General features: G+C 67.9%; 13 protein-coding genes and 2 pseudogenes. 8 read left to right on the top strand and 7 right to left on the bottom strand.

Translation table 11 applies throughout. The features are described 5' to 3' along the window. Window positions 1–4: 4 nt before the first annotated feature. Window positions 5–148, bottom strand: coding sequence for a hypothetical protein (locus EV284_RS32610; protein WP_165425457.1), 144 nt, complete (start codon window positions 146–148; stop codon window positions 5–7). Between the two features lie 334 nt (window positions 149–482). On the opposite strand from EV284_RS32610, the gene EV284_RS05205 reads away from it, so the two are divergent. Further along, window positions 483–1,589: a hypothetical protein gene (locus EV284_RS05205; protein ID WP_130330663.1), complete on the top strand. Its 1,107-nt coding sequence runs from the start codon at window positions 483–485 to the stop codon at window positions 1,587–1,589. Window positions 1,590–2,152: 563 nt separating this feature from the next. Beyond that, window positions 2,153–2,914, top strand: coding sequence for a hypothetical protein (locus EV284_RS05215; RefSeq protein ID WP_130330665.1), 762 nt, complete (start codon window positions 2,153–2,155; stop codon window positions 2,912–2,914). Between the two features lie 139 nt (window positions 2,915–3,053). Here EV284_RS05215 and EV284_RS05220 read toward each other — a convergent pair whose 3' ends face one another. The 3 genes and pseudogenes from EV284_RS05220 to EV284_RS05230 all read right to left on the bottom strand — a co-directional run. Beyond that, window positions 3,054–3,656, bottom strand: a complete 603-nt coding sequence (locus tag EV284_RS05220; RefSeq protein WP_242625570.1) for a DJ-1/PfpI family protein — start codon at window positions 3,654–3,656, stop codon at window positions 3,054–3,056. 144 nt (window positions 3,657–3,800) lie between these two features. Continuing rightward, window positions 3,801–3,884: pseudogene (locus EV284_RS33135) on the bottom strand (AAA family ATPase); the annotation flags it as partial. A gap of 2 nt (window positions 3,885–3,886) precedes the next feature. Continuing rightward, a pseudogene (locus EV284_RS05230) lies at window positions 3,887–4,230 on the bottom strand (transposase family protein); the annotation flags it as partial. A gap of 126 nt (window positions 4,231–4,356) precedes the next feature. Here EV284_RS05230 and EV284_RS05235 point away from each other — a divergent pair. The 4 genes from EV284_RS05235 to EV284_RS05250 all read left to right on the top strand — a co-directional run bounded on the left by EV284_RS05235 (window position 4,357) and on the right by EV284_RS05250 (window position 6,869). Beyond that, window positions 4,357–5,097, top strand: coding sequence for an HAD family hydrolase (locus EV284_RS05235; protein ID WP_130330667.1), 741 nt, complete (start codon window positions 4,357–4,359; stop codon window positions 5,095–5,097). Beyond that, the gene (locus EV284_RS05240) at window positions 5,094–5,570 is read left to right on the top strand and encodes a GNAT family N-acetyltransferase (RefSeq protein WP_130330669.1); all 477 of its coding nucleotides are present in this window, start codon (window positions 5,094–5,096) and stop codon (window positions 5,568–5,570) included. The genes EV284_RS05235 and EV284_RS05240 overlap by 4 nt, the downstream gene beginning before the upstream one ends. Window positions 5,571–5,675: 105 nt before the next feature. Continuing rightward, on the top strand, window positions 5,676–6,257 hold the full coding sequence (locus EV284_RS32930; protein WP_207228918.1) for a transposase family protein: 582 nt from the start codon (window positions 5,676–5,678) through the stop codon (window positions 6,255–6,257). A gap of 9 nt (window positions 6,258–6,266) precedes the next feature. After that, window positions 6,267–6,869 carry a hypothetical protein gene (locus tag EV284_RS05250; protein WP_130330671.1) on the top strand — a complete coding sequence of 201 codons (603 nt, stop codon included), beginning with the start codon at window positions 6,267–6,269 and terminating at the stop codon, window positions 6,867–6,869. A gap of 45 nt (window positions 6,870–6,914) precedes the next feature. On the opposite strand, the gene EV284_RS05255 is transcribed toward EV284_RS05250, so the two are convergent. From EV284_RS05255 to EV284_RS05260, 3 genes are all read right to left on the bottom strand, one after another. Then, complete coding sequence (locus tag EV284_RS05255) at window positions 6,915–7,151, bottom strand: hypothetical protein (protein ID WP_130330673.1); 237 nt, start codon at window positions 7,149–7,151, stop codon at window positions 6,915–6,917. Window positions 7,152–7,431: 280 nt separating this feature from the next. Then, window positions 7,432–7,614 carry a helix-turn-helix domain-containing protein gene (locus EV284_RS33140; protein WP_242625571.1) on the bottom strand — a complete coding sequence of 61 codons (183 nt, stop codon included), beginning with the start codon at window positions 7,612–7,614 and terminating at the stop codon, window positions 7,432–7,434. Window positions 7,615–7,652: 38 nt separating this feature from the next. After that, entirely contained in the window at window positions 7,653–8,663 is a 1,011-nt protein-coding gene (locus EV284_RS05260) for a hypothetical protein (protein ID WP_242625572.1), read from the bottom strand. A 220-nt stretch (window positions 8,664–8,883) separates the two neighbouring features. Between EV284_RS05260 and EV284_RS05265 the strand changes: the two genes are divergently transcribed. After that, window positions 8,884–10,344 (top strand): AMP-binding protein, encoded by a 1,461-nt coding sequence (locus EV284_RS05265; protein ID WP_130330675.1) that lies wholly within the window; start codon window positions 8,884–8,886, stop codon window positions 10,342–10,344. Between the two features lie 65 nt (window positions 10,345–10,409). Continuing rightward, window positions 10,410–12,224: a DUF3556 domain-containing protein gene (locus EV284_RS05270; RefSeq protein WP_130330677.1), complete on the top strand. Its 1,815-nt coding sequence runs from the start codon at window positions 10,410–10,412 to the stop codon at window positions 12,222–12,224. Window positions 12,225–12,245 lie beyond the last annotated feature (21 nt).

Here is a 12,245-nt window from a genome sequence, read left to right on the forward strand (position 1 = left end):
GCTCTCACACGGGCTCGTGCTGACCCAGGACCTCGGCGGCGGCGCCGCCCTCGCCGAGCGCTACCAGACCGGCACACCGGCGGTCCGGGCCCTGCTGGAAGCGGCATTGGACGCCCGCCGTCTCGGGGTCGGCCCACACCCACCTCACCCACCCCGGCGAACTGCCCGCTGTAAATCCCACGTCCTCCCCAGCGTGTCCAGGCCGGGTGCTGGCTGCTGGCCTTGTTCGCGAGTTTGAACCGTGCCGCCTCTGGAGGCGCCGGAGCACGGCGAGAAATCCAACGACGGCGCCTGCTCCCGGCCCCTTCCGCCCTGACCTTCTCCGGGAGCCAGTCATCGAGGGGGAAAGTCCGTCAACCCCGCGCGCATGACGCATCGTGGTCAGGTAAGCGCATACGGTAACTGGGCGTGCGGGAGCAGCTCGACCGGTGGCCACAGTCGCCACGCGCCCGCGCTCTCGTTCCCCATCAGGAAGGCATCACATGGCTGCGAAGAGACTGAAGTCCTGGGGCAACAATCGGGCCGGGCAGCTCGGCGACGGTACCTGGACGGACTTCCGCCCCACCGCCACCACAGTGCTCGGGCTCACGAGCGACGAGGTGGTGAAGCTCGCGGCCGGCGGTGCTGGCTCGGCTTCCGGTCACGGACTGGCGCTGCTGACCGATGGGACCGTGCAGTCCTGGGGCGCCAACAGCTCCGGGCAGCTCGGCGACGGCTCGGTGTTCAGCCACAACGCCCCCGGCCAGGTCGTCAACCTGTCCGACGCCACCGAGATCGCCGCGGGCGGGTCGCACAGTGTGGCCCTGCGCGCCGACCGGACGGTGGTCGCCTGGGGGCCCAACAACTACGGGCAGCTCGGCAACGGCAGCAACACCGACAGCAGCGAGCCGGTGCCGGTAGAGGGCTTGACCAAGGTGATCGCGATCGCCGCCGGACTCAACCACAGCCTGGCGCTGCGCGAGGACGGCACCGTTTGGGCCTGGGGCTACAACATCAACGGCCAGCTCGGCGACGGCACTTCGGCCAGCAGAAACGTGGCCGCCCCGGTGAGCGGTCTGACCGGTGTCACCCGGATCGCCGCCGGTGCCGATCACAACCTCGCCCTGGTCGGGCCGCCCAGCAACGGCGGCGTGGTCATGGCCTGGGGCTACAACGCCACCGGCCAGCTCGGAGACAACAGCACCATCAACCGCTACACACCGGTCAAGACCCAGGACACCTGGTCCGGCGAGGTCTCGCACATCGCAGCAGGCGCCAAGCACAGCATGGTCGTCACCGGCGGCGACAAGGGCCTCCACACCTGGGGCCAGAACACCTCCGGCCAGCTCGGCGACGGCACCACCGATTACCGGATCACCCCCACCCCGGTGCCGGGCCTGACCGGCATCCAGATCGTGGCCGGCGGCCGCGAACACACCATCGTCCTGCTCAATGACGGCACGGTGCGCTCCTGGGGCAACAACGGCTCCGGCCAGCTCGGCAACGGCAACACCACTGACAGCGGCACCCCGGTCACCACCCAGACGGCACTGACCGGCGTCGACAAGATCGCCGCTCCCGTCGGCGGCGACTTCAGCCTGGCCAACTGACGCACCGACACCAGCACCGCCAGGGTCGGGGTGCAGAACGCGTCCCGACCCTGTCGACTCCCTCTACGCTCCACGCAACAATCACCGGCCCGACGTCACGACACTCGAGCGACCAGCACTCCAAGCGCCTTCCGCAGGGGTGAACATCTGCTCGGCCGTCACATCGGTGCGGAGACGAACGATCCGTACGGGATGCCGCCAGATTCCGTAGCGCTGGACCCCGTCCGGGCCTTGCGCCCCAGAGTGTGACTGCGCGCTTCATTCGGCGAACCTGAGCGTGGTGGTCGGCGCCTGTGGAACCGGCTGTTACCGACTTCGGCTTGTCAGGGTGAGGCTGGATCAGCGAGGGTCAGGCCGGTGCCGGCTATGAAGCCGTCAAGGGTGCCGGGCCAGTACTGGTCAGGCTGCGCCTGACGTGTGCCCAGCCCAAGAGCGTCCAGGGATCACGTTGCCCGGATACGGCAAGGACCAGTGACTCCGACCGCCGGTCGATCTCCTTGCCTGCTTGATCGCGGCTGGAGAAGACTGGTGGCCTTTCGGTGGGGAACGGCGGGAGACGAGCGATGACCACGATGAGAAGCGGCACCGCATGGGTGGCAGACGGACAGCCGCCGCCTCAGCCGAGGGCCCGCCGGAACCTTCTGGTGGGTGCGGCACTGGTCCTTGTCTCCGTGGCCGCCGGACTGACCTGCCAGGCCGTCTTCACCAGCTGGCTGCCCAGCGATCGCACCCAGTACCGGGAGTACAAGGCGGCCGAGGCGTGCCCTGCCCGCAGCGTGATACCGAGGGTGGAGGACTGCCTGCGGGAGATCACCTTCACCGTTGAAGACACCTCGCTCGGCGCCAAGAGGACAACGGCTACCCTGCTCGGCCCGGAGCCCTTCCCGAGGATGGTCGTGCCGTTCGGCGACACGGAGCCGGCGCTGAGCGGGCTTCAGCATGGGGACCGGGTCACTGGCACCGTGTGGCGCGGCGTCGTCGTGGTGGTTGCCGAGCGAGGCATCCGGCAGAATTCCAGCGACGCACCTCGCGACGAGCCTCAGATGATAGCCGCCGTCGGCACGTTCGCGGGGCTGCTGGCAGCGTGGGCGCTGATGTTCGGTGCGATGCATCTGGCCAGGCCGCGCGACCTCGGACTCTTCACCTGGCGCCCCTACGGCAAATGGCTGCTCATCGTCACGGCGGCAACCTGCGCCGTCGTGGGTCTGTCCGCCGTGTGGACGGGCCTCCCGTGGTGGGTCGTGCCCACGGTCTGCGGGGCAGTCGTCGCAGGCACGGCGTGGTTCCTCCACCGAGACCTGCGACTCGGACGGGTCGGCCGGTAGATCGGGCATGACATGGCGAACAGCGAACGTTCAGAACTTCGGCTCGCCAGGGTGAGGCTGGATTGTCGAGGGTCAGGCCGGTGCCGGCTACGAACAGCGGGCATGGCCTGCGCGACTGGCCGTCTTGGACGTGGTCAGGTCACACCGGTGGCTGCGGATCGTACTGAATACCGCGGCGCACCTGACGCGCGCGTTCCGGAGACGACAGCCGGGCGACGAGGTGAAGAGCCATGTCGATGCCGGCCGAGACCCCCGCGGAGGTGACCGTGTCACCGTCATCGACGAACCGCTCGTCGGGCCGGACGTCGATCGTCGAGTCGAGTTCCCTGAGCCGTTCCAGCGAACCCCAATGGGTGGTCGCCGGACGCCCGGTCAAAAGGCCGGCTGCGGCGAAGACCAGCGAGCCGGTGCACACGCTCGTCATGAGCGGAACCGAGCGGCGCTGGCGGCGGACCCACTCCAGGTGCTGGCTGTCGTTGAGCCGAGGCCGGGTTCCCCGACCGCCGGGATACAGCAGAACGTCCAGCGCGGGCATATCGTCCATCGAGTAGTGCGATCCGATCGTGAGCCCCTTCGAGCAGGTCACGGGCTTGCCTTCGGCGGAGAAGCAGAACACCGCCCACTCGTCCTCAGGGAAGACCCGCGTCCAGTACGACAGGACCTCCCAGGGACCGACCGCATCCAGCTCCTCGACGTCCGGGAACAACAGGATCCCGATCTGCCGCACGCTTTGGTTGCTCATACGGCGATCCAAGCAGGCTCGACCTCGCACAGCCACGAGATTTCGCCCAGCCCTCAAGCTGATTCCCGCGCAGCACGTCACCGATGCGTCAGTAACGTTTCCACCGGGGAATTCGCCGGTCTATCGAACTCCAACCCCAGATGACCGCAGCGACTTCTCCCGCGGGAATCCCGCTGCCTTGATCCGCCTCTCCGACCGACGACGGGCCCGGTCGTCGCAATCGGCCAGCGGCGGCGGTGGGGCATGACGAGCCCGGTGCCGGGATAGCCGCCGTCGGCGATCGTCATAGTCCTGCCGACGGCGGCTTTGGCACCACGACGACCAAGCGGGTGTCGGCGTCGACGACGGCCTGGTGATTGGTGGAGTACCTGTAGTTCTTCGACCGCTCGGCGACGGTGTGGTCGCGGGTGGGCACGAGCGTGCCGTCCACGATGAGCACGGTGTCCTGAGCGAATCGCTTGCGGGGCTGGAGCGCAAGCATCGGCCCGAGATGGTCGATAATGCGGTCCGCGGCCGACTTCGAGACCCCAAAGAGCGTGACGAGCTGGCGCATCGTCAAGTTTGTGCGCCAGTAACGACCCCGGGGGAAATTGAGGTCCGGACGTGCTGGCCTGCCGCGATATAGAACCCGCTGAATGTAGCCAGTGTTTGGGAAGTGGCCCTGGCGCCGAACGCGACGGCGCAGTCAGGATGGTGAGGCATGCGTGCAGTTGTGTTTGACATGGATGGGACGCTTCTGGACAGCGTCCCCACGGTGTCCCGCGCGTACGCCGACGCGATTCGTTCGCTCGGCGGCCCGCCGGTCTCGCCGGATGAGGTGGTCGCCGGCTGGCATGTCGGCCACACAGAGCTGGTTCTTGCACACTTCCTCGGCCGCACCTGCGGCCCCGCCGAGGTCGAGCGCTTCCACGCCCACCTGGATCCGGCCGTCGCCGAGCTGCGGCCGTTCCCTGGCATACCGGCCCTGCTCGATGAAGTCGCCGATGCGGGCCTGCTGCTGGGCGTATTCCCGGCGGCCACCCGGCGAGTGGCTTTGAGTATGCTCGCTGCCGCCGGAATCGACGCTCGATTTGGAGTGGTCGTCGCAGGCGACGAGGTTGACAGGCCCAAGCCGGCGCCGGACGGGTTGTTGCTGGCACTGCGGCAGCTCGGGGTTCCGGCCGAGGCAACCGCCTATGTGGGTGACGCTGAAGTGGACCTCGACTGTGCCAACGCCGCGGGATCGCTGGGAGTGCACGCCAGGTGGGGTGCACGCGCCGGTGTCCGTGCCGGGGCTCACCCGGTCGCGGCGCGTCCGTACGACGTCCTCAGCCTGCTGGCGGCGCCTCCGCAGCCGCACGGGGGCAACGGCACGGCCCGCCAGGGCGACTCCGACAGTGTTCGACCGATCGGCAGTTCGGCAGACCAGCTGAGGCTCGCGGGTGAGGATGGGCAGTCGTGATCAACATTGGTTCGTTGCGCGAGGAGGATCGCGCCGCCTGGGAAGTGCTGGCGCGCGGTTACAAGGCGTTCTACCGCACCGCGGTGCCGGACGAGGGCTACGAGGAGACGTGGCAGCGGCTACGGGGCGACACCGAGTTCCACGGCATCGGCGCCTGGTCGAAAGGGAAGCTGGTCGGCATCGCGCACTATCTGTTCCACCCGACGTTCTGGATGGAAGACAGCTGCTACCTCCAGGACCTCTTCGTCGACGAGGCGGCACGCGGCCGAGGCGCGGCGCGGATGCTGATCGAGAAGGTGGCCGATGCATCGCGGGAGCGGGGGGCATCCCGCTTCTACTGGACCACTCAGGAGGACAACACCGCCGCCCGCGCACTGTACGACAAGGTGGCGAGCTTCAAGGGGTTCGTACGCTATGACTACCCCATTGACTTGCGACCTGGAGGAAGTGCTGGCGGGGCCGGTCGGCAGTGACGTGGGAAGGGCCGCGCGGGTTAGGTGAGTTGTGAAGCTGACCTGGGCCCGCACGGCCTGCTCCCATCCTGCCCTGTCTGGTGACTCCCGCGCACACTTCGCGAGTTGTTCGCCGAACTCGCCGACCCGTGGGAGGCGGCCCGACAGTCCACGCTGCGCGAGGCGCGGGGTGGTGAACGCAAGCGGGCGGCCGGGGCAGGACGCAAGCCGAAGCTGGTTCTTCACGACAGGTTGCTTCTCACGCTGCTCGGGATACGACTGCGGACGCTGGCCGACGTCTTCGCCTACGCCGAGGCCGAGGCCGTCGAACTGCGGCTCGACGGAGCCGAGACCCAGGTCAGACGCCCGCAGACGGGCCGCCCCGGACGCCGGGCCTTCGTCGCTGGCAAGCGGAAGCAGCACACGATCAAGACCACCACGTTCAGCGACGGACAGGGCCGGATGCCGCTGTCCGGGGTCGTACGGCCCGGCCGAACGCACGACCAGACCGCCGTGCGCACTGAGGGCATCGCCGAGCAGTTCAGGCTTCACCCGTCGGTGAAGTCCCAGGCCGACGCCGGGTATGCCGGGCCGGCCAAGGAGTTCCCCGGCATCCAGGAGGTCTCCGACGCCGTGATCACGCCAGCCACACCAAGATCGTCTCATCTGCGACCGGCAGCTTCTGGACAGCCTGTGTGCCGCCCGTAGAGTGCGGTCATGGATGAAATCCCCTGGTTCGAGTATGCCGAGGACGACCTGGACAGCGCGCAGCGTGCGTTCGTGGATGTTCTGGCCGAACGCGCGGGATCCTGGTTGGTGGACCCACTCGACACTGTCGTTCTGCCATCGGCACACACCTCCGACGGCCAGCTGATCGTCTGTCTGGACATCGGTGACCGGCAACGCAGCCAGGGAGTTCTGACCGTGGGCGCCCACTTCGACGGCTCTGTCGTCCGTGGCGGCGAACTCCACAACCAGGACTTCACTATCCAGCAGACCGCGAGTGAGTTCACCCTCGAAGCCGCAGGCAGCCCTACGGAGCTGGCGAACAGAGCGGCAGAGTGGTTCGAAGCAGTCCTCGCGCGACCGCTGGTTCGCTGCGAATGGCGTCACGAGGGAAGGACGTACGCGGTCCGCTACGAGTACGCAGACACGGGGCGAGGCCTCAGCGAGGGCTTCCAGACACCCCTAGCACCCGACGCACTGAGGAAGAGACTGGCCGCAGATGGCGTGATCCGAGGCCGAGGCCGGATCAACCGAGTCGGCCTGGGCCAACCAGACGTGATCACCCACGTCCGAGGCGCCCGCCCCGATGTGTAGTTACGGGACAGCCCTTGGAAGCGCTCGATGCCGAATTCGCTGAACTCATTGTCGGGCCTTGCTGGTGGCCACGATGTCGATGGCGACTTGAAGCGGTGTCTCGCTATTCCCAAGCAGCGCCCGAGTGATGGCGATCGCCTGGATGATGCCCAAGCCGCGCTCGGCCAGGAAGGTCTGGACGGCCTCCATTCCGTCGCTCTCAAGGACTGGTCGGGACTGCTCGACCAGATCGGTCCAGCGTGCTGCCTCCTCGGGGCTCAGCCCGATGACGTGGTCAAACACGACGTACTCCTGGATCCTCTTCGACTGCCGGCCCCACGCTGCAACCAGCCGGAGACGCTAACGGAGGTCATGTCCCGCAGGGAGCAGGCAGATTCACGTTCCCACCCCCAGACCCTTCCCCGCTCACCCAGCTGTGACCCACGCGCTGAGATCATGTACATGATGCGTCGGCCCCTTCAGAAGCTCGGCGGGGGCTCTCGGCGGCGACTGCGTCAGTCGGTCCGGTAGGGACCGGCGGGATCACGGTGAGTGCCGAGGCCCGATGGCGGTTGCCCGCCGGTCACCGGTGCCGCCACAGCAGGGTCCTGGCCAAGAGGGCCACCTCGACGTCGAGACGGTCCTCGGCCAACGGACGGCCGAGCAGTTCCTCGGCTTTGCGGATGCGGTAGTGCACGGTGTTCTTGTGCAGGTGTAGCCGGGTCGCCGCTTGCGTGTAGCTGCCCCCCGAATCGAGGTACGCCATGAGGGTGTCGCGTAACTGACCGATACCTGGGGCATCGGTCACGAGTGTGCCAAGCACCCGGGTGATCCAGCGCTCGAGGTCCTCTGACTTCTCCGTGAGCAACGCGGCGACCGCGATGTCGTCGAAGGCGACGACCCTGAGAGAATCGTTCTGTCCCGTCTCGGCAACTGCCTTGGCGCGCAAGGCCTCACGGAGCGAGCCGCGAAACCCGTCGATGCCAGGTGCCTGGCTGCCGAGCGCGACCCGCACTCCGGTACCGAGGCCGCCCACGCATTCACGCAGCGTGTCGAGGTCGAGGCGGCGGGGGCCGGGTGCTGCGTCCAGATCCACATCGTGCGCTCATCGTTGAGCAGCGTCAGAGGTGTTCCGGTCCCGGAGACCTCCTGCATCAGACGTGCGGCGGCATCGAGGGTTCCGGCCGGGCTCGGTCCCTCCGCCGGCAGCCACGCGACCGCGGCGGTGTGCCAGCAGGTCATGGGAATGCCGAGGAGATGATGGACTTCCGCCTCCGACAGGCTCTCCGAGTCCAGAACGAGGCGGATCTGCGCGGCTCGGGCAGCTCCGATGCGGCTGTTCCAGAGCCGTCGCTCCGTCTCGTAGATCTCGATCAAGCCTTCGATGACCTGGTCGAGATAACGGTGCGTGCGAAGGGACAACTCCGCGACGGCTGCGAGCGCCAGGCCGGTCGGTACCCCGTCGATCCGGTCCAGTGCCGTGATGCCCCACTTGGTGAACCGGTTCTCGCCGAGGCGGTACGCCCGTAGGAGAGCCTCCAGGGACAGGGAGTGCTGGGCGAAGCGGCGAGCGTACTCCGCGGCGGCCGTCGGGACGGAGATCTGTTCTACCGGGATGGAGTGCTTGAGCAGATCGACGATGGCCACCAGATTCGACGACGTGCTCGCCACCATGAGTCCGCGGACCGTCTCGTCGTGCTGGAACTCCGGGATGACTTCGGTGAACCAGGTGGTCAGCTCCTCGGTGAGCGCGGGCAGGTCGGCCTCGATGGCACGCGCCACCTCGGCAACGAGCGGGTCGACAGCAGTGGGCATGGCGCGCACCGTAGCAAGCCCTGCCCTGATGCAGGAGATGCGCAAGTAACCGCGCTGCAATGCCGTTGTGACGTCGGCACAACGTCTCGCGGAAGCTTGGGTTCCCGGGCCCATGGTTCCCGTCACCTGTGCTTTCTACCGTCCTGTCACACAGTGGACGCGATGAAGCGGCTCACGGTGACGATGCGGTGTCCCAGCCGCACCTGAGAGGACGACGCCCATGCACCTTGCCCTGCTGCCCGACGACCGCGCCACGCGCGACCCGCTGGGGTCCTGCCTGTCCGACGACCTGACGTCCCTGGACAACACCGCGTTCGCCGTCCGGGTGCGTGCGGCCGCGAACGTACTGCGGGCCCACGGGGTGTCGAGGGGAGACGTCGTGGCCGTCGTGCTGCCCAACCGCCTTGAGCTGGTGATCGCTCTGTTCGCGGCGTGGCGGCTCGGTGCGGCACTCACTCCGGTCAATCCCGCCCTCACTGAGGCCGAGGCCCGCCATCAGATCGCGGACGCCGGCGCCCGCGTCGTTGTCGGAGAGGCCGGCGGGAAACTGGTCACGCTGGATGTGGACGACCTGGCGGGCGCTCAGGAGCCCGGGGAAGCGCGGGGCGTAGCGGCTTCCGACGACCTGGACGACTCCGCGCTCGCCCTCCTCATCTACACCAGCGGCACGACGGGCCGTCCCAAGGGCGTGATGCTCGACCACGGAAACGTGCTGGCCATGACGGAGATGATCGTCTCTGGCCTCGGTATCGGGCCCCGTGACCACAGCCTGCTCATCCTCCCGCTGTTTCACGTCAACGGGATCGTCGTGAGCGTCCTGTCCGCGCTGTATGCCGGTGGACGGGCGAGCATCGCGGGGCGATTCAGCGCGACGACCTTCTTCGAGAAGGTCGCCCGGGTGCGGCCCACCTACTTCTCGGCCGTCCCCGCCATCTACGCGATGCTCGCCGGGCTCCCGGCCGACGTCCGGCCGGACGTGTCGTCACTGCGTGTCGCCGTGTGCGGCGCCGCACCGATGCCCGCACAGCTCATCGCGCGGTTCGAGGACCGCTACGGCGTACCGCTCGTGGAAGGCTACGGGCTGTCGGAGGGAACATGCGCGACGACGACCAACCCGCTCGACGGCCGCCGCAAGCCCGGCACCGTCGGGGTTCCGCTGGCCGGTCAGCGTGTCGCGCTGATGGACCCGCAGGGGCGCATCGTCACCGACGGTCCCGGTGAGGTCGTCGTCCAGGGTCCGAACGTCATGCGGGGCTACCTCAACCGACCGGAAGCGACAGCGGCCACGATCGTCGACGGCTGGCTGCACACCGGCGACGTCGGCCGGTTCGACGAAGACGGCTATCTGATCCTCGTGGACCGCATCAAGGACATGATCATCAGGGGTGGAGAGAACCTCTACCCGAAGGAGATCGAGAACGTGCTGCACGACCATCCCGCGGTTCTCGAGGCGGCCGTCGTCGGAGCCCCCGACGCCGTCCTCGGCGAGGTACCCGTCGCCTTCGTCACGCTGTACCCAGGAGCGCACGCCGCCGTCGACGACTTGATCGCCCACTGCGGTGAACGGCTTGCGAAGATCAAGATCCCGACACGGATCGACATCCGGGACGAGCTGCCCAGGAACCCGGTCGGGAAGCTCGACAAGCCGACGCTGCGGCGCGAGTTGACGCCTACCGGCTGACAGGCCCGATAACGGCCCCTCGGTACTTCCGCTCTGCCCTGACACACGCTCAAAGGAGAGCCAGAATGGGCTTCAAAACGGGCAACTTCCCCCCGGTCGACCCCGAGACCTTCCTCGATCAGCCGCTGTTCGAACGAACGAAGACGCTCGCATTGCACTGGGTGCAGTACGGCTTCGGCAGCCCGAAGATGATCCACACCGTGTACGTGGTGAAGCTGCTCGTCCTGTACGTGGCCGGCGGTACCGCGCTGGCCACCCTGACCTCCGGCACCGCCCCCTTCTGGGACGTCGCCGGTTGGTGGAACGAACCGATCGTCTACCAGAAGCTCGTGCTCTGGACCCTCCTGCTGGAGGCCATCGGGCTGGCGGGCTCCTGGGGGCCACTGGCAGGCAAGTTCAAACCGATGACCGGCGGCGTCCTTTTCTGGGCGCGCCCCGGCAGCATCAGGCTACGGCCGTGGAAACGGGTGCCTTTCACCGGCGGCGACACGCGCGGCGTCGTCGACGTGATCCTCTATCTCGCGTTCCTGACCGCCCTGTTGACCGCCCTCGTGCTGCCCGGCGTCCACAGCGACACACTGACGGCGGCCCTGCCGCACAACAGCACCGGTCTGGTCGACCCGAGCCTGCTGTACGCGCCGATCACGCTGTACGTCCTGACCGGCCTGCGGGACAAGACGCTCTTCCTCGCCTTCCGCGGCGAGCAGTACCTGCCCGCGGTGGTGTTCTTCGCCTTCCTGCCGTTCGTCGACATGATCGTCGCGGCGAAGCTGCTCATCGTGTGCGTCTGGGTCGGTGCTGGGGTGTCGAAGTTCGGCCGGCACTTCAGCAACGTCATCCCGCCCATGGTTTCCAACAGCCCCTGCGTCCCCGGCAAGTGGATCAGGCGGGCGCACTACCGCGACTTTCCCCGCGACCTGCGCCCGTCGCGGCTCGCGACCTTCATGGCGCACGTCGGCGGCACGACCGTGGAGGTGGTCACGCCGCTGGTCCTGCTGTTCTCCACCGATCACCGGCTGACCGTCGCCGCCGTGGTGCTCATGGTGACGTTCCACCTGTTCATCACCTCGACGTTCCCTCTGGCGGTGCCCCTGGAGTGGAACATCCTGTTCGGCTACCTCGCGGTGTTCCTGTTCCTCGGATTTCCGAACGACGGTGGCTACGGCGTCACCGACATGTCCTCCGCATGGCTCGCGCTGCTCATCACCACCGGACTCATGGTCTTCCCCGTCCTCGGCAACCTGAGGCCGGACCTCGTCTCCTTCCTGCCGTCGATGCGGCAGTACGCGGGGAACTGGGCCTCGGCGCTCTGGGCCTTCGCCCCGGGCGCGGAGGCCAAGCTCAACACGGTGGCCCACCGGCCCACCGTGAACCAGATCGATCAGCTAGGGGCGATGGGATACTCCCCGGAAGCAGCCGAGATCACCATGCAGCAGCCGGTGGCATGGCGGTCGATGCACAGTCAGGGACGGGGTCTGCTCAGCGTGCTGGCGCATGCCCTCCCCGACCTGGACTCCCGAACCGTCCGCGAGGCCGAGTTCGGGTGCAACTCGCTGGTCGGGTTCAACTTCGGGGACGGCCACCTCCACGACGAGGATCTGATCCGCGCCGTGCAGAGGCGCGTCGGCTTCGCGCCGGGGGAGTGGGTCGTCGTCTGGGTCGAGTCCCAGGCCATCCACTCCCCAGTGCAGCACTACAAGGTGATCGACGCCGCTCTCGGAGTCGTCGAGCGGGGCCACTGGAAGGTCGCCGACGCGGTGAACGAGCAGCCGTGGTTGCCGAACGGGCCCATCCCGCTGACCGTCACCTTCCGGCGCGACGAGCCGGAGGCAGACCCTGTCGCGGGCCACGACGGCGCTGCGCTGGAAGGTTCGGCGTGACCGGCGATCGCCGCACAGCGG

It is taken from the genome of Streptomyces sp. BK022 (assembly GCF_004217355.1).
GTDB classification, from domain to species: Bacteria; Actinomycetota; Actinomycetes; order Streptomycetales; family Streptomycetaceae; genus Streptomyces; species Streptomyces griseoluteus.

Bases quoted from the DNA above. Each gene is read 5' to 3' on its own strand.
- EV284_RS05265 (WP_130330675.1), top strand. From the start codon at position 8,884: ATGCACCTTGCCCTGCTGCCCGACGACCGCGCCACGCGCGACCCGCTG.
- EV284_RS05250 (WP_130330671.1), top strand. From the start codon at position 6,267: ATGGATGAAATCCCCTGGTTCGAGTATGCCGAGGACGACCTGGACAGC.
- EV284_RS05270 (WP_130330677.1), top strand. From the start codon at position 10,410: ATGGGCTTCAAAACGGGCAACTTCCCCCCGGTCGACCCCGAGACCTTC.
- EV284_RS05220 (WP_242625570.1), bottom strand. From the start codon at position 3,656: ATGAGCAACCAAAGCGTGCGGCAGATCGGGATCCTGTTGTTCCCGGAC.
- EV284_RS05205 (WP_130330663.1), top strand. From the start codon at position 483: ATGGCTGCGAAGAGACTGAAGTCCTGGGGCAACAATCGGGCCGGGCAG.
- EV284_RS05235 (WP_130330667.1), top strand. From the start codon at position 4,357: ATGCGTGCAGTTGTGTTTGACATGGATGGGACGCTTCTGGACAGCGTC.
- EV284_RS05215 (WP_130330665.1), top strand. From the start codon at position 2,153: ATGACCACGATGAGAAGCGGCACCGCATGGGTGGCAGACGGACAGCCG.
- EV284_RS33140 (WP_242625571.1), bottom strand. From the start codon at position 7,614: ATGGCGTACCTCGATTCGGGGGGCAGCTACACGCAAGCGGCGACCCGG.
- EV284_RS05260 (WP_242625572.1), bottom strand. From the start codon at position 8,663: ATGCCCACTGCTGTCGACCCGCTCGTTGCCGAGGTGGCGCGTGCCATC.